A 15,778-nucleotide genomic window follows, 5' to 3' on the forward strand; every position below is an offset into this window, starting at 1 on the left:
GGGCACTGGATGGATCATTCACCGGAACATGGCTGTCGATCCTATCCATCTGCGCGACTTCGCGAGCGGGAATCGTGGAGGACGATACGACCGTCGACCTCAAGGTCGAATGCGTCGGGGATCGGACCACGCTCGCAGCATCCGCAATGCGGTCGAAGCATGCCTGTCCGACATCCTGCTGCTCGGCACCGAAGGCGTCCAGCCACGGCCGGGGCCATCCGCGAGTTCGTGGTCGCACATCTCCGCCCCTCCGATGCAGAAGAGTAATAACCGGGTATACCTCTCGCGGTGACCCGGATATACTTTGCGATCCGCGCCGACGAGAATTTGCTGAAATAACTGCCGTCTCTTGCGGAAATATTCGCTTTAGGAGATGCTGATCCCTGGCCTTGGGAGGGCTTGGGGATGAAAAGAAGAACATTGATGGCACTCACTGCCATTGTGCTGCTCGGTGGCTGCCAAACAAGCAATCAAGCCGACTACATGCAAATCGGATATGGACCCAGTTTCGAGGTTGCGCATGCTCAGTGTGAGATGCGGAAAGGGTCGGTGGACCAAGGTTATCTTGCCATCGGATCGCCGGCCTTTGTTGCCGGCGCTGGCCTTGGCAACGCACTCGGCAATGCGATAGCCGAAGATCAATACATGAAGAACTGTCTGATCATCAGCGGCTGGAAACGGGCACCTCAAGGAAAGGCGTCGGCCGCAGTTGCCAATCCGGCCACTCCGGCCGGTGGCTTTGGCCAGCAGCGCGCACCTGGCAGCTGGATAAATACCGCCCTTCTGGATTGGTCGTCAGCCAATAATCAGTGCATTGCCGGCAACAAGTCCGCCTGTGCTACCCGGACCAAACTGGGGGCTCAGCTAAGGGCTGCGGGCGTCAATCCGGCGCCGATCTGAGTTCCTCAAGATCGGACCGGAAGTCGTAGCCAGAAGGGGTTTAGGTATTCTCTGCAGGGGGAGGGCCTGACGTCAGCCCACGCCATCCGCCCGATGCCCCTCGATCGCGCTCAGAAAAACCTCGCCGAACTCCTTGAGCTTCGCCGCCCCCACACCATTCACTTCGGCGAAGGCGTCGAGGTCGCGAGGGCAGCGTTCGGCCATGTCGATCAGCGTGCGATCGGAGAACACCACATAGGCCGGCACTTGGCGCTCCTTGGCAAGCCGCAGGCGCAAGGATTTGAGCGCGGCCAGCAGAGATGCGTCCACGCCTTCGGCGTTCATACCCTCGGTCGCTCGCATCTTGCGCAAGGCGCGGGTGCGGACTTCGACCCGATAGTGGAAGGGCATCTCGCCACGGCCGAGCGCATGGCCTTTTTCGGCGATGGCGAGACCGCCATGTCCGCTCGGATCCGGTTCCAGGAACCCGCCAGCGGCGAGCTGCCGGATCAGCGACAGCCAGAAATCCTTCTTGTGCGCCAGCCCACTGCCGAAGCTGGCGAGCCTCTGGTGGTTCCTGGCCAGCACCTTCTCGGTTTCATGACCGAGCAGAATGTCGATGACATGACCGGCGCCGAAGCGTTCTCCGCTCTGCGCGATGGCCGCCAGGATGACCCGCGCCTCCGCCCCGCCATCGGCGCGCGGCGCCTGGTCGAGGCAGGTGTCGCAATTGCCGCAGGGCGAAGCCTCTTCACCGAAATAGCCAAGCAGCACCTGGCGGCGGCACTGCGACGTCTCGCAATAGCCGATCAGCGTGTCGAGCCGGCGATGCGAGCGCCTTTTGTGCTCCACGGCAGCGTCCTCATCGTCGATGAAAAGCCGCCGCATGCGGATGTCGCCAAGGCCGAACAGCATATGCGCTTCCGCATCCCGCCCATCGCGGCCGGCACGGCCGATCTCCTGATAGTAGGCCTCCAGGCTGCCCGGCATATCGGTGTGGAAGACATAGGCGACATCGGGCTTGTCGATGCCCATGCCGAAGGCGATGGTCGCCACCATGACAACGCCGGAGAGCGTCATGAAGGCGTTTTGATTCGCATCACGTGCCTCCTTGCTCATGCCGGCATGATAGGCGAGCGCGGTGACGCCGTTCTTTTCGAGGAAGGCCGCCATCTCTTCCGTCTTCTTGCGCGACAGGCAATAGACGATGCCGCTGCGGCCGGGATGACGCTCGACGAAGCGCAGCAACTGGCGCTTGCTGTCCTGCTTGGCCTCGATCGCAAGCTTGATGTTCGGCCGGTCGAAGCCAAGCACCAGGGTTTCGACACGCTCGCCGAACAGCCGGGCTTCGATATCCGTGCGCGTGCTCTCGTCTGCTGTCGCCGTCAGCGCGATGATCGGCACGTTGGGGAAAATGCCGCGCAGCCGCGACAGGTCCTCATACTCGCGCCGGAACGCCGGGCCCCATTGCGAGATGCAATGCGCCTCGTCGACGGCAATCAGGCTGATATCGAGCCTGGCCAGCGCGTCGAGCATCCGCTCGGTCATCAGCCGCTCCGGCGCGAGGTAGAGCAGGCGCGTCTGGCCCGAAGCGACGCGCCGCCAGGCGGCGATATTGGCATCGCGGTCGATCGAGGAATTGATCGTGTCGGCCGCCACGCCGGCAAGGCGCAAGGCGGCGACCTGATCCTGCATCAGCGCGACCAGCGGCGAGACGACAATGGTGAGCCCGCCCAGAACCAACGCCGGAACCTGGTAGCAAAGCGATTTGCCCGCGCCCGTCGGCATGACAGCCAGCACATGGCGCCCGGCCAGCAGCGCGTCCATGACATCGGCCTGGCCGGGACGAAAATCATCGAAGCCGAACACGTCCTTCAGGACGCGCCGTTTGGGATCCGCGGCTGGGACGCTCATTGCCGATGCCTGCATCAGGCAGACACCGGGCTGGAATTTCGTGGACTGGAGAGGATGTGGAAACCGGTCAAAACGACTCTCTGCATGGGCGCCTTGGCTTAGCGCAGCTGTTATCGCACCACAACAGGAACAAGCCGGTATAAGGGATGGTCGGACTTCGGGGGCGCCGAAGGAGGCCAACCGATCGACGGCATTGAGCAAGGGCAGGCCTTCCCTGGGAACACCTCCAGCCCCGCTGGTTCCCTCACGCACCACGATGTAAGCTTGGCCCGACAAGCCAAGGCATCCGCCACGCGCTGTCCCATCTCAGGGGCTGGATGCGCGAGCGTCGTGTCGCCACCGCCATGCCGTTCCTGCCGGGCAGAAATCGCCTCGTCGCGCAGCCGCTCGGTGTCGTCGGGCGCCCTGGAATTATCCTTTCCAGCTCGCCGTCGCGCCGGTCACGGCGGCGCTCGCCGCCGGCAACCGCGTGCTCAATCCCGCCTGAGCGCCGGGGCCTTGCTGCGCCCGCCTTACGGCAAGACGTTCGAGCGGCTTTTCAGCCTGCTACGGCACATCACCCGACCGAACGCGGCCATCAGCCATCGTCACCACTCGGAACCGGCGCGTTAAGACTATCTTCACCATCATGCGGCAGCTTCCGCATCCTGCGGTCATGTCTTGAGTACCGCGGCGCCACAAGCGCCCAGGCAACAACCCGCGCCTCCTTTGGGGCGCGGGTCTTCCCTGCTCGATCTCTTCGGCTAGGCGAGAAAATCGGCCCGGTGCGGCGTAAAGCTGTCGACCAGCCGCCCCGCTTCCAGTGCCTTGACGCCGTGAACCAGACCGGACGGCACGATGAAGCTGCCGCCGGCCGCGAGGATTTCGGTCCGGCCGTCGATGGTCACCTCGAAGCGACCCTCGGCGACGTAGCTCGCCTGGACATGTGGGTGCGAATGCAAGGCGCCGACCCCACCCTTGTCGAAGCCGAACTCGACCATCATCAATTCGTCCGTGTGCAGGAGAACGCGTCGCCTGTTGCCGTCCGGCGTCGCCGTCCAAGCGCCCTCGCCGTCATGCGCGAAAATCTTTGCGGTCATCGTCATCTCCTCAGAGCAATTCCAGGAAAAGTGTGAAACGGTCTTCCGTCCGGAATTGCGTCAAAACAAAGAGGTAGCGCAGTTCGGCGCTTCCGTGAAACGATGAACCGTGCTAGCGCGCCAGCCAGCCGCCATCCACCGGCACCACCGCGCCATGCATGTAGTTCGACGCCGGCGCCAGCAGGAAGACGGCGGCGTCACCAATATCACCCGCCTCGCCCCACCGGCCGGCCGGGATGCGCGCCAGGATGGCGGCGCTGCGATCGGGATCGGCACGCAGCGCCTGCGTGTTGTTGGTCTCGATATAGCCGGGCGCGATGGCGTTGACGTTGATGCCCTTTTGCGCCCATTCGCAGGCGAGCAGTCGAGTAATGCCGAGCACGCCATGCTTCGAGGCGGTGTAGGACGCAACGCGGATGCCGCCCTGGAAACTCAGCACCGAGGCGATGTTGACGATCTTACCCTGACGCCCGCCGGCCAGGACACGCCTGGCAAAGGACTGGCAGAGCAAAAAAGCCGTCTTCAGGTTGACGTCCATGACGTCGTCCCAATCGGTCTCGCTGAGATCGACGGCATCGGCGCGCCGGATGATGCCGGCATTGTTGACCAGCCCGTCGAGCGGACCGCTTCCGTCCCAGATACGGTCGAGCATCGGGCCGGCGGCAGCCGTGTCGGCAAGGTCGGCGCTCACCGCCTCGAATTCCTCGCCCAACGCGGCGACCCTGCTTGCCGTTTCGTCCATCGACGAGCGGCCGACGCCGATCACCACGCCGCCGGCGCGTGCGATCGACACCGCGATGCCCTGGCCGATGCCGGTGTTGGCGCCGGTGACGAGGATGCGCTTTCCGGCCAGGCTGAAGGCGGAGAGGTCGCTCACCGCAATTCGTCCAAGGCCACCGGGTCAACGTCGGTATAGTCGACATTGTCCCCGGCCATCGCCCAGATGAAAGCGTAGTTGGATGTGCCGGCGCCCGAATGGATCGACCAGCCCGGCGACAGCACCGCTTCCTCGTTGCGCATCACCAGATGGCGCGTCTCGTCCGGCTCGCCCATGAAGTGGAAGACGCGCGCCGTCTCGGCCAGGTCGAAATAGAGATAGGCTTCCATGCGCCGGTCATGCACATGGCACGGCATGGTGTTCCACACCGAGCCAGGAGCGAGCTGCGTCATGCCGACCACCAACTGGCAGGTCTTTGCGCCCTCGGCATGGATGAACTGGAAGATCGAGCGTTCGTTGCAGGCATCCTTGCTGCCGAGGTCGAGGCGTTTGGCATCGCCGATGCGGATCAGCCGGCTGGGATGAGCCTGATGCGCCGGCGCGCTGAGCAGGTAGAATTTGGCCGGCGCGCTCTTCTCCGCCGACGCGAACGACACGTCGGCTGTCCCCATGCCGAGATAGAGCATGTCGCGCGCCTGCAATTCAAAGGACTGGCCGCCGGCCTCGATGACGCCTGCCCCACCGATGTTGACTGCGATCAGCTCGCGGCGGTCGAGGAAGTTCTTGGTGCCGGTCGGCTTGATCGCCTCCAGTTGAAGCGGCGAACCGGTCGGCACGGCGCCGCCGACGATCATGCGGTCGTAATGGGTATAGGTCAGGCTGACGCGGCCGGGCTGGAACAGGTCTTCGATGTGGAAATTGTGGCGCAGCTCGTCGGTTCCCATCGCCGCGGCGGCGACCGGATCGATGGCAAAGCGGGAGGTGAAGTCGATATGGCTCTGGCTCATTGTTGTCCTGACTTGAGATAATTATTCGCCGGTAGCGGCGGCTTTGACCGAGTCGGTGTAAAAAGCCTGACGCGCATGCAGGCGCTCGCGGTAGCGCTGCTGGCTGGCGGTGAGATGCGTCCGCATCGCTTCACGCGCGGCCTCGGCATCGCCCGATGAAATGGCGTTGAGGATCACCAGATGCTCGCGCTGCAGCCCGCGCTGGTAGCTGTCGGATTGCACCAGCTCTGTCGACCAGGGCGAGGTCACGTCGCACGGAATGGCGCGCCGGCCGAGCACGTCGAGCATCTCGACATAGAACGGGTTGTTGGTGGCGCTGGCGATCGCGCGGTGGAAGGCGAGATCGGCCGGACCGGTCGGCTCGCTGGCAAGCAGCAGCCGCTCGAACTCGAAGAAAGCTTCCTGGATTGCCGCTTCCTGCGCGGCGTTGCGACGGATGGCGGCAATCCCCGCAGATTCGATCTCGATCGCAAGCCGCACTTCGAGCACGTTGAGCGCGATCGAATCCTTGCTGCCCATGTCGGCGGCCAGCGCGCCGAACATCGTCGAGATGTGCTCGGTGACGAAGACGCCGGCGCCCTGGCGCGGCTCGACCAGCCCGTCGGCGGCAAGCTTGGCCAACGCCTCGCGGACGACGGTGCGGCTGACGCCGAAGGTCTCGGTCAGCTGGCCCTCGGTCGGCAATTTGTGGCCAGGCTGAATCTCGCCCGCCTGCAGCTGCCTGCGGATCGCCGCGACGACGGTTTCCGACAGCTTGGGTTTTCTCTCGACCTTGAGGTCGGCGGATGCAGCGGACACTTGATGGTCTCCTTAAGCAATTCCAGGAAAAGTGTGAAACGGTTTTCCGTCCGGAATTGCGTCAAAACTCTAGTGGAACAGGCTCGGCAGCCACAATGAGATTTCCGGTATGTAGGTGACAAGCATCAACACGACGAAAGCGGCGCCGTAGAACGGCCAGATCGAGCGCATCGCCGTCCAGATCGGGATGCGCCCGATGGCGCAGCTGACGAACAGCACCGCCCCCACCGGTGGCGTGCACAGGCCAATGCCGAGATTGAGGATCAGGATGACGCCGAAATGCACGGGGTCGACCCCGTAGGCCATCACCACGGGCAGGAAGATCGGCGTGGTGATGATGATCAGCGGCGACATATCCATGAACGTGCCGAGGATAAGCAAGACGACATTGATCATCAGCAGGATGACCAGCTTGTTGTCGGACACGGACTGCAGGAAGGCGACGAGCGCGGCGGGGACCCTGAGATAGGCCAGCAGCCAGCCAAAGGCAGCAGCACAGCCGATGATCATCAGCACCATTGCCGTCGTGCGCACGGCAGCCGTTGTGGCGGCGACGAAGTCGTTCCAGCTCATCGAGCGGTATATGAAAAGCGTCACCAGGAAGGCGTAGACGATGGCGATGCATGAGCTTTCAGTGGCCGTGAAGATGCCGGAGCGGACGCCGCCGAAGATGATGCCGATCAGGACCAGGCCTGGAATCGCGGCGACAAGCAGTTGCAATGCGCGGCCGAAGCCCGCGAAAGGCTCGGTCGGATAGCCGCGACGGCTGGCGACCCAATAAGCCGTGATCATGAGAGACAGCGCCAACAGCAAGCCGGGTATGACGCCCGCGGTGAACAGGTCGGCGATCGAGATGCGGCCGCCGGCCGAGATCGAATAGATGATCATGTTGTGCGAGGGCGGGATCAGCAGCGCAATGATGGCGCCGACGGAGGTGATGTTGACGGCATAGTCGACGCCATAGCCGCGCGCCTTCATCTGCGGGATCATCAGCCCGCCGACCGCCGAGGCATCGGCCACCGCCGAGCCGGAAATGCCGCCGAACATGGTCGAGGCAGCGATGTTGACCTGACCTAAGCCGCCGCGCAGATGGCCGACCAGTGACCCTGCAAGCGCCACCAGCCGGGCGGCAATGCCGCCGCGCACCATCAGGTCGCCGGCGAAGATGAAGAACGGGATTGCCATCAACGAGAACACGGAAACGCCCGAGTTGAGGCGCTGGAACACCACAAGCGGGGGCAGACCCAGCACCAGAACCGTCGCGAAGCTGGCGACGCCGAGGCAGAACGCGATAGGCGTGCCGATGATCAGCAGGAAGACGAAGGTGCCGAACAGAACCGTCAGTGCCATCACAGACCCTCCTCGCCCGTGGCGTACTGATCGGCATCGACCGGCAATCCGGCAAACCGTCCGGCCAGCCGCTCAAGCGAAAACAGGCAGACAAGCGCGCCGCCCAGGATGACCGGCAGGAAGCCGATGCCGCCCGGGAAAGCCAGAGACGGCATCACCGTGTTCCAGGTCAGCCTGGCAAGCTGGACGCCGTAGACGATCATGCCGGCACCGAAGGCGAGCACGACGATATCCGAAATGCTGCGCAGCACCGCCTTGGCGGCGGACGGCAGGAAATAGAGCAACACATCGAAACCCAGATGGGTGCGCTCGCGAACACCGACTGCTGCGCCCAGGAAGATGAACCAACCCATCAAGAGCACCGAGAAGGGTTCCGTCCAGCTTGGCGAACTGTTGAGCACATAACGCGAAAATACCTGCCAGAAGATGATCACCGTCATCAGGGTCAGCCCGATGCCGCTGACCCATAGCGCAAGCCTCGCCAATCCTGACAGCAGCCGCTCTATTGCGAGCCAAAATGATTTCATATGCACACCTCCCCCGGATGATGGCGCGGACAATCGCGCCATCATTTGCCACGAACGGATTACTTGGTTGCCTGGATACGCGACGCGAGGTCTTTCAACTCGGGCGTCGACAGATACTTGTCGTAGACCGGCTTCATCGCATCGATCAGCGGCTGTTTGTCGATCTCGCTGACCTTGACGCCGGCCTTCTCGACGATGTCGCGCGACTTCTTCTCCTGCGCGTCCCACAATTCGCGCATCTTGACGACGCTGTCTTTTGCCGCTTGCCGGACGATCGCCTGGTCTTCCGGCGCGAGCTTATCCCAGCTCGCCTTCGACATCACCAGCACTTCCGGAACGATCTGGTGCTGGTCCATGGTGTAATGCTTGGCGACCTCATAGTGCTTGGCGGATTCGAAGCTCGGCCAGTTGTTCTCGGCGCCGTCGATGACACCGGTCTGCAGAGCCGAATAGACCTCGCCATAGGCCATCGGCGTGGCATTGGCACCCAACGCATTGACCATGTCGACGAACACGTCCGACTGGATGACGCGGAACTTCATCCCTTTCATATCGGCCATCGAGGTGACGTCCTTCTTGGTGTTGTAGAAGGAGCGCGCCCCGGAATCGTAGAAGGCGAGGCCGACGAGATCGTGAGTCTCAAAGGCTTTCAGGATTTCGTCCCCGATCGGGCCGTCCATGACATGGCGCATATGCTCGACCGAGCGGAACATGTACGGCAGGGACGGAACCGCCGTTTCCGGCACGACGCCGTTGAACGGTCCCATCGAGACGCGGTTGAGGTCGATGACACCGGCCTGGGTCTGCTCGATCGTGTCCTTTTCCTCTCCGAGCTGCGCCGAATGGTAGACCTCGATCGAGTAGCGGCCATTGGTGCGCTGCTTGATCAGGTCGCCCATGTATTTGACCGCCTCGACGGTCGGATAGCCGTCGGGATGGGTATCCGATGACCTCAGCACGGTGTCGGCATTGGCAATGCCGACCAGCAGTGAGCCGAAGGCAAACGTGGCTGCCGTCAATTTCGAAAAATGCAACATGACTTCCTCCCTTTTAAAAATCGGAGCGCCCGGCTCAGAGCCGGTACGCCTTCTTGGCAAGCGTGTAGGCGAGCTCCCGCGCAAGCTCATGCGCCTCGTCCTCGCGCAGCCTGTGCTCGGCGACGAGACGCGCGAGGAACGCGCAGTCGACCCGGCGCGCCACATCGTGACGCGCCGGAATGGATGGAAAGGCGCGGGTGTCGTCGTTGAAGCCGACGGTGTTGTAGAAGCCGGCCGTCTCGGTGGTCATCTCGCGGAAGCGCCGCATGCCTTCCGGGCTGTCGTGAAACCACCAGGCCGGCCCGAGTTTCAGCGCCGGGTAGACGCCGGCGAGCGGCGCCAGTTCGCGCGCATAGCTGGTCTCGTCGAGCGTGAAGAGTATGATGGTGAGATCACGCTCCAACCCGACGCAATCGAGCAGCGGTTTCAGCGCCGTCACATAGTCGGTCCGGGTTGGGATATCGAAGCCCTTGTCGCGGCCGAACTTCTGGAAGATTGCCGGCGAATGGTTGCGCCAGGAGCCGGGATGGATCTGCAGCACCAGCCCGTCGTCGAGGCTCATCTTGGCCATCTCGGTCAGCATCTGCGCGCGGAACAGTTTGCGCTCGCGCTCGTCGTCGGAACCACGGCGAATCCGATTGAACAGCTCCTCGGCCGCCGCATCCGAGAGATTGGCGGTCTCCGCCGTCGGATGGCCATGATCGGACGAGGTCGCGCCAAAACTCTTGAAGAAGGCGCGCCGCCGGCGATGCGCATCGAGATAGCCGGCCCAGCTGCCGGTGTCGCAGCCGGTGATTTCGCCGAGCCGGTCGAGATTGGCCGAGAATCCTTCGAAGTCGGGATCGACGACCGCGTCCGGCCGGTAGGCGGTGATAACGCGGCCCTCCCAGCCGCTGTCGCGGATCATCTGGTGCCATTTGAGATCGTCGAGCGCGCCTTCGGTCGTCGCGATGACCTCGATGTTGAAGCGCTCGAACAGCGCGCGCGGGCGGAAATTCTCCCACTGCAGCAGCGTCGCGATGGTGTCGTAGTGGCTGTCGGCGGTCGCGGCGGTCAACGGTTCGTCGATGCCGAACAGATGCGCCAGCACATGGTCGAACCACAGCCGGGTCGGCGTGCCGCGAAACAGAAAATAGTGCTCGGCAAAGCGCCGCCAGATCGTCCTGCCGTCGGTCTCGACAGGCGCGCCGTCCAGCGTCGCCACGCCGAGATCCTCGAGGCGGACGCCCTGGCTGAACAGCATGCGGAAAATGTAGTGGTCCGGGACGATGAGCAGTTGCGCCGGATCCGGGAACGGCTCGTTCAGCGCATACCAGCGCGGGTCGGTGTGACCGTGCGGGCTGACCAGGGGCAGATCCTTGATCCCGGCATAAAGATCGCGGGCGACCGAGCGCGAATGCGCCTCGGCGGGAAACAGCAAATCCGCATCGGTCAGTGCCACGATCATCCTCCCAGAGCGGCTATCGGTAGGGTCGGCAAGAAATAATGTCAACATACAAAAATTAGATTGTTGTATGATGACTTTTCGGCCCATTGTGTGGCAGGAAATCGAATGTTACGCCGCTTGCCGACCACTCCCTGAGGCTTTTTTCATGCCATCCGACCGAACCAGCCGCGCCACAACGACCAAACGCCTTTCCTCGATAACGGCGCGGGCATTGCCGGCTTCGATCGCGACACCTTTGTACGATCGCAGCCGCGTCGTCCCGGGCATCGTGCATCTCGGCGTCGGCGCCTTCCATCGCGCCCATCAGGCGGCCTATGTCGACGACTGCCTGGCTGCTGGCGAGACAGGCTGGGGCATAACAGGCGTGTCGCTGCGCAGCGCCGACACACGCGACGCGCTCACGCCGCAGGACGGCCTCTATACGCTGGCGATCAGAAGCAGCGGCGAGGAAAAGCTTCGCGTCATCGGTTCGATCGCCTCGATGCTGGTGGCGCCGGAAGACCCAAGCGCGGTGCTGGCCGCGCTGACCGATCCGCGCACCCGCATCGTCACGCTGACGATCACCGAAAAGGCGTATCTGCGGGCAGCGGGCGGTGGACTGGATACCGCTCATCTCGATATCGTCCACGACCTGGCAGAGCCGCAGACGCCGAAGACGGCGCATGGTTTTCTGACCGAGGCGCTTGCCCGGCGACGCGCCGCCGGCACGGCGCCCTTCACCGTGCTGTGCTGCGACAACCTGCCGGCCAACGGCGCCACGCTGCACCGGCTGCTGATCGAATTCGCCGAATTGCGGGATGCCAAGCTCGATGCGAAGGGCGATGCCGGGCTCGCCAAACACATCGCCGATGCGGTCGCCTTTCCGTCGAGCATGGTCGATCGCATCGTACCGGCAACCACCGATGCCGACCGGGTGCGGATCGCAGAAGAACTCGGCGTCGAGGACGCCTGGCCTGTGATGACCGAGCCGTTCTGCCAATGGGTGGTCGAGGACAATTTCCCGGGGGGCCGCCCGGCCTGGGAACAGTTCGGCGTCACCATGGTCGACGACGTCAGGCCGTTCGAGGACATGAAGCTCAGGCTGCTCAATGGCTCGCATTCGGGCATCGCCTATCTCGGCCTGCTCAGCGGTCACGCCACCGTCGACCGCGCCTTCGCCGATCCGGCGATACGGGCCTTTGTCGATACACTCTGGGCCGAGGCCATTCCGACGCTACCGAGGAATGCCGGGCTGGATACGGCAAGCTATACGGCTGAACTGGCCGAGCGTTTTTCGAACACCGCTCTCGCCCACCGCACAGCGCAGATCGCCAATGACGGCAGCCAGAAACTGCCGCAACGCATCGTCGCTTCCGCCTTGGAGAGCATCGAGGCCGGCGCTGTGCCCGAACATCTGACGCTGGTGATCGCCGCCTGGATCGCGGCCTGCGAGGCGCGCGGCAAGACCTTGCCGGAGGGCCATTTCACTGATCCGCTTGACTCAGCACTGGCCACGCTTTTCGGTCGGAATCTGCCGACGGAAGAGACGGTAGCGGCTGTATTCGACCTCGCCGGCTTCGCCAAGGACCACGCCTCGCGTCAGACGCTGATCGAGTTCGTGGCCACCCACATCGTCCATCTCAAGCAGGGCGGGCCAGCCCTTGCGAGCAATCCTGAGCTATGACTTGATGGTTGTGATGGGCGCAGACCGTTGACGTCGGCGGGACAGCGCCCCCCTCTGTCCTGCCGGACATCTCCCCCACGAGGGCCCTCGAGGGGGAGATTGGCAGCTCGGATGCCGGCGCCAACCCTACAACGCTGGAGATTTGCGAAAGCCGCGATGACGGCCGATCTCCCCACTTGTGGGGGAGATGTCCGGCAGGACAGAGGGGGGCGTGAAGGATCGCTACAGAACGCTCCTTTGCGCTACTGCGCTCCGCCTCGCGTTCGCTCTACCCGGATGGCGAGGAGATAGCCGGCCCTTACGCCGGCAGGATGGCAGCTTCCAGCGTCGTGAGCTGGCTAAGGAACTGTTCGGCCTTGCTTCTCGCTTGGTCGTCCTTGGCGTCGGCGGCGTCTTCCCTGGCTTCCTGGATGCGGCGCGCGAGATCGGCGCGGTCGACATCCTTCACCGCGACAGCCGATTCCGCCAGCAGCGTGCAGCCGGCCGGAACGATGTCGGCGAAGCCGCCGAACACCACATAGCGTTCTTCGCCGCCCGACACGGTCTTCACCGTGACGACGCCGGGCTTGATCGTGGTCATGACCGGCGCGTGATGCGCCATCACGGTCATCTCGCCTTCGGCGCCCGGAATGACGACGGATTCGACCTGCTCGGAAACCAGCAGGCGCTCCGGCGAGACCAGTTCGAACTTGAAAGCTTCAGCCATGTCAATCTAGCGAATAGCGAATAGCGACCAGCGAATAGTCAGAAGAAGAATTCGCCGGCCCATATTCCCTATTCGCTACTCCCTATTCGCTATTCGCTTTTTATGCTGCTTCAGCCGCCAGGCGCTGTGCCTTCTCGACTGCTTCCTCGATGCCGCCAACCATGTAGAAGGCAGCTTCCGGAAGGTGATCGTAGTCGCCATTGCAGAGGCCCTTGAAGCCCTTGATGGTGTCGGCGAGGTCGACCAGCTTGCCCGGCGCGCCGGTGAACACTTCGGCGACGAAGAACGGCTGCGACAGGAAGCGCTCGATCTTGCGGGCGCGGGCCACGGTCTGCTTGTCCTCTTCCGACAGCTCGTCCATGCCCAGGATGGCGATGATGTCCTGCAGCGACTTGTAGCGCTGGAGGATCGACTGCACCTGGCGCGCGACGCCATAGTGCTCGTCTCCGACGACCAGCGGGTCGAGCATGCGCGAGGTCGAATCCAGCGGGTCAACCGCCGGGTAGATGCCCTTTTCGGCGATGGCGCGGTTCAGCGTCGTCGTCGCGTCAAGGTGGGCGAACGAGGTCGCCGGTGCCGGATCGGTCAAGTCGTCGGCAGGCACGTAGATGGCCTGCACGGACGTGATCGAGCCCTTGGTGGTGGTGGTGATGCGTTCCTGCAGCGCGCCCATGTCGGTGGCTAGCGTCGGCTGATAGCCGACGGCCGACGGGATACGGCCGAGCAGAGCCGACACTTCCGAGCCCGCCTGCGTGAAGCGGAAGATGTTGTCGACGAAGAACAGCACGTCCTGGCCCTGGTCGCGGAAATATTCGGCGACCGTCAGGCCGGTCAGGCCGACGCGGGCGCGCGCGCCCGGCGGCTCGTTCATCTGGCCATAGACGAGTGCCGCCTTGGAGCCTTCGCCACCGCCCTTCTTGTTGACGCCGGACTCGATGAACTCGTGATAGAGATCGTTGCCTTCGCGGGTGCGCTCGCCGACGCCGGCGAACACCGAATAGCCGCCATGCGCCTTGGCGATGTTGTTGATCAGTTCCTGGATCAGCACGGTCTTGCCGACGCCGGCGCCGCCGAACAGGCCGATCTTGCCGCCCTTGGCGTAGGGAGCCAGTAGGTCGAGCACCTTGATGCCGGTGATCAGGATCTGCGCTTCCGTCGACTGCTCGACATAGGTCGGAGCTGGCTGGTGGATGGAGCGCATTTCGATCGCGTCGACCGGACCTTCTTCGTCGACCGGCTCGCCGATGACGTTGATGATGCGGCCGAGCATGCCCGGACCGACCGGCACGGTGATCGGCGCACCGGTGTCACGCACGTCCTGGCCGCGAACCAGACCTTCGGTCGAGTCCATGGCGATGCAGCGGACGGTGTTTTCACCCAGATGCTGGGCAACTTCGAGCACCAGGCGGTTGCCGACATTGGTCGTCTCGAGCGCGTTCAGGATCGCCGGCAGGTGATCGCCGAACTGGACGTCGACGACGGCGCCGATGACCTGGCGGACCTTACCGACAGCGCCGGTTGCCTTGCTGGCCACTGCCGATGTCTTGGCCGCGGCGGCCTTCACCGGTGCTGCGGCCGTCTTGGGCGGAGCCGCCTTCGCTGCTGGAGCCTTGGCCGCCGCTTTCGCGGGGGCCGCGGTCTTCGCGGCTGCCGCCTTGGGGGCCGCCTTCTGGGGGGTCGCTGCTTTCGCCATCGTCTTTACCCTTTTTCGTCCTTTGTTTCACGCGGTCCGGTCGCGGGTCGATGACCCGCGGACCGCGCCTAGAGCGCCTCGGCGCCCGAAATGATTTCGATCAGTTCCTTGGTGATCTGCGCCTGCCGCTGGCGGTTGTAGGTGATCGACAGCTTGTTGATCATCTCGCCGGCGTTGCGCGTCGCATTGTCCATGGCGCTCATCTTGGCGCCCATTTCGCCGGCCGCGTTTTCGAGCAGCGCCCGGAAAACCTGCACCGAGATGTTGCGCGGAATGAGGTCGGAGAGGATTTCGCCTGGCTCCGGTTCGTACTCGTAGACGGCGTTGCCGCCATCCGTCACTTCCGCCGGAGCCGAAGCAATGCCGGCCGGGATGATCTGCTGCGCGGTCGGAATCTGGCTGATCACCGACTTGAACTGCGAATAGAACAGCGTGCAGATGTCGAAGCCGCCCTCGTTGAAGAGCTGGATGACCTTCTTGGCGATGGCGTCGGCATTGACGAAGCCGAGCGTCTTGACCTCGCGCAGATCGACACGGTCGATGATCAGCGATGCATAGTCGCGGCGCAGGATGTCGAAACCCTTCTTGCCGACGCAGATGATCTTGACCTGCTTGCCGTCGGCCAGCAGCTTGCGGATGTGGTCGCGGGCGACGCGGGCGATCTGCGAATTGAAGCCACCGCACAGGCCGCGCTCGGCTGTGCAGACCACGAGCAGATGCACGTCGTCCTTGCCGGTGCCGGTCATCAGCGCCGGGGCATCGCCGCCGCCACCGATCGCCTGGGTGATGTTGGCCAGCACGGAACCCATGCGCTCCGAATAGGGGCGCGCTGCTTCAGCGGCCTCTTGCGCACGGCGCAGCTTCGCCGCGGCGACCATCTGCATCGCCTTGGTGATCTTCTGCGTCGCCTTGACCGAGGCGATACGGTTACGAAGGTCTTTTAATGAAGGCATGCTTCAA

At 63.6% G+C, this 15,778-nt stretch carries 14 protein-coding genes and 1 pseudogene; 3 read left to right on the forward strand and 12 right to left on the reverse strand.

Annotation, left to right across the window (positions count from 1 at the left end):
• Nucleotides 1–423 precede the first annotated feature (423 nt).
• Entirely contained in the window at nucleotides 424–900 is a 477-nt protein-coding gene (locus tag NKH19_RS05040) for a hypothetical protein (protein ID WP_352865003.1), read from the forward strand.
• A 72-nt stretch (nucleotides 901–972) separates the two neighbouring features.
• Here the strand turns inward: NKH19_RS05040 and recQ are convergent, their stop codons facing one another.
• Nucleotides 973–2,808, reverse strand: a complete 1,836-nt coding sequence (recQ, locus tag NKH19_RS05045) for a DNA helicase RecQ (protein WP_352865006.1) — start codon at nucleotides 2,806–2,808, stop codon at nucleotides 973–975.
• Between the two features lie 266 nt (nucleotides 2,809–3,074).
• On the opposite strand from recQ, the pseudogene NKH19_RS05050 reads away from it, so the two are divergent.
• A pseudogene (locus NKH19_RS05050) lies at nucleotides 3,075–3,268 on the forward strand (aldehyde dehydrogenase family protein); the annotation flags it as partial.
• Nucleotides 3,269–3,536: 268 nt separating this feature from the next.
• On the opposite strand, the gene NKH19_RS05055 reads toward NKH19_RS05050, so the two are convergent.
• The 8 genes from NKH19_RS05055 to uxaC form a co-directional block, all read right to left on the reverse strand.
• A complete protein-coding gene (locus NKH19_RS05055) occupies nucleotides 3,537–3,872 on the reverse strand; it encodes a cupin domain-containing protein (protein ID WP_352865008.1) in 336 nt (111 codons plus the stop codon).
• Nucleotides 3,873–3,984: 112 nt separating this feature from the next.
• Nucleotides 3,985–4,749, reverse strand: a complete 765-nt coding sequence (gene kduD / locus NKH19_RS05060; protein ID WP_352865011.1) for a 2-dehydro-3-deoxy-D-gluconate 5-dehydrogenase KduD — start codon at nucleotides 4,747–4,749, stop codon at nucleotides 3,985–3,987.
• Nucleotides 4,746–5,597: a 5-dehydro-4-deoxy-D-glucuronate isomerase gene (gene kduI, locus NKH19_RS05065; protein ID WP_352865013.1), complete on the reverse strand. Its 852-nt coding sequence runs from the start codon at nucleotides 5,595–5,597 to the stop codon at nucleotides 4,746–4,748. Before kduI ends, kduD begins: the two co-directional genes overlap by 4 nt.
• A gap of 21 nt (nucleotides 5,598–5,618) precedes the next feature.
• Complete coding sequence (locus tag NKH19_RS05070) at nucleotides 5,619–6,395, reverse strand: FadR/GntR family transcriptional regulator (protein WP_352865016.1); 777 nt, start codon at nucleotides 6,393–6,395, stop codon at nucleotides 5,619–5,621.
• A 69-nt stretch (nucleotides 6,396–6,464) separates the two neighbouring features.
• On the reverse strand, nucleotides 6,465–7,745 hold the full coding sequence (locus tag NKH19_RS05075; RefSeq protein WP_352865019.1) for a TRAP transporter large permease: 1,281 nt from the start codon (nucleotides 7,743–7,745) through the stop codon (nucleotides 6,465–6,467).
• A complete protein-coding gene (locus tag NKH19_RS05080; RefSeq protein WP_352865021.1) occupies nucleotides 7,745–8,272 on the reverse strand; it encodes a TRAP transporter small permease in 528 nt (175 codons plus the stop codon). The genes NKH19_RS05075 and NKH19_RS05080 overlap by 1 nt, the downstream gene beginning before the upstream one ends.
• 59 nt (nucleotides 8,273–8,331) lie before the next feature.
• Nucleotides 8,332–9,309: a TRAP transporter substrate-binding protein gene (locus tag NKH19_RS05085; RefSeq protein ID WP_352865023.1), complete on the reverse strand. Its 978-nt coding sequence runs from the start codon at nucleotides 9,307–9,309 to the stop codon at nucleotides 8,332–8,334.
• A 34-nt stretch (nucleotides 9,310–9,343) separates the two neighbouring features.
• Nucleotides 9,344–10,756: a glucuronate isomerase gene (gene uxaC / locus NKH19_RS05090; RefSeq protein WP_502910881.1), complete on the reverse strand. Its 1,413-nt coding sequence runs from the start codon at nucleotides 10,754–10,756 to the stop codon at nucleotides 9,344–9,346.
• 145 nt (nucleotides 10,757–10,901) lie between these two features.
• On the opposite strand from uxaC, the gene NKH19_RS05095 reads away from it, so the two are divergent.
• Nucleotides 10,902–12,419, forward strand: a complete 1,518-nt coding sequence (locus NKH19_RS05095; protein ID WP_352865026.1) for a mannitol dehydrogenase family protein — start codon at nucleotides 10,902–10,904, stop codon at nucleotides 12,417–12,419.
• Nucleotides 12,420–12,717: 298 nt separating this feature from the next.
• Here NKH19_RS05095 and NKH19_RS05100 read toward each other — a convergent pair whose 3' ends face one another.
• The 3 genes from NKH19_RS05100 to NKH19_RS05110 form a co-directional block, all read right to left on the reverse strand.
• Nucleotides 12,718–13,125, reverse strand: coding sequence for a F0F1 ATP synthase subunit epsilon (locus NKH19_RS05100; RefSeq protein WP_352865027.1), 408 nt, complete (start codon nucleotides 13,123–13,125; stop codon nucleotides 12,718–12,720).
• A 100-nt stretch (nucleotides 13,126–13,225) separates the two neighbouring features.
• Nucleotides 13,226–14,818, reverse strand: coding sequence for a F0F1 ATP synthase subunit beta (atpD, locus tag NKH19_RS05105; protein WP_352865030.1), 1,593 nt, complete (start codon nucleotides 14,816–14,818; stop codon nucleotides 13,226–13,228).
• 68 nt (nucleotides 14,819–14,886) lie between these two features.
• A complete protein-coding gene (locus NKH19_RS05110) occupies nucleotides 14,887–15,771 on the reverse strand; it encodes a F0F1 ATP synthase subunit gamma (RefSeq protein ID WP_352865032.1) in 885 nt (294 codons plus the stop codon).
• Between the last annotated feature and the right edge of the window lie 7 nt (nucleotides 15,772–15,778).

The organism is Mesorhizobium sp. M1338, from assembly GCF_040318045.1.
Lineage (GTDB): Bacteria > Pseudomonadota > Alphaproteobacteria > Rhizobiales > Rhizobiaceae > Mesorhizobium.

Excerpts from the sequence above, each read along its gene's own strand:
- NKH19_RS05040 (WP_352865003.1), top strand. The coding sequence starts at position 424 with ATGGCACTCACTGCCATTGTGCTGCTCGGTGGCTGCCAAACAAGCAAT.
- recQ (WP_352865006.1), bottom strand. The coding sequence starts at position 2,808 with ATGCAGGCATCGGCAATGAGCGTCCCAGCCGCGGATCCCAAACGGCGC.
- NKH19_RS05055 (WP_352865008.1), bottom strand. The coding sequence starts at position 3,872 with ATGACCGCAAAGATTTTCGCGCATGACGGCGAGGGCGCTTGGACGGCG.
- kduI (WP_352865013.1), bottom strand. The coding sequence starts at position 5,597 with ATGAGCCAGAGCCATATCGACTTCACCTCCCGCTTTGCCATCGATCCG.
- NKH19_RS05075 (WP_352865019.1), bottom strand. The coding sequence starts at position 7,745 with ATGGCACTGACGGTTCTGTTCGGCACCTTCGTCTTCCTGCTGATCATC.
- NKH19_RS05080 (WP_352865021.1), bottom strand. The coding sequence starts at position 8,272 with ATGAAATCATTTTGGCTCGCAATAGAGCGGCTGCTGTCAGGATTGGCG.
- NKH19_RS05085 (WP_352865023.1), bottom strand. The coding sequence starts at position 9,309 with ATGTTGCATTTTTCGAAATTGACGGCAGCCACGTTTGCCTTCGGCTCA.
- uxaC (WP_502910881.1), bottom strand. The coding sequence starts at position 10,756 with ATGATCGTGGCACTGACCGATGCGGATTTGCTGTTTCCCGCCGAGGCG.
- NKH19_RS05095 (WP_352865026.1), top strand. The coding sequence starts at position 10,902 with ATGCCATCCGACCGAACCAGCCGCGCCACAACGACCAAACGCCTTTCC.
- NKH19_RS05100 (WP_352865027.1), bottom strand. The coding sequence starts at position 13,125 with ATGGCTGAAGCTTTCAAGTTCGAACTGGTCTCGCCGGAGCGCCTGCTG.
- atpD (WP_352865030.1), bottom strand. The coding sequence starts at position 14,818 with ATGGCGAAAGCAGCGACCCCCCAGAAGGCGGCCCCCAAGGCGGCAGCC.
- NKH19_RS05110 (WP_352865032.1), bottom strand. The coding sequence starts at position 15,771 with ATGCCTTCATTAAAAGACCTTCGTAACCGTATCGCCTCGGTCAAGGCG.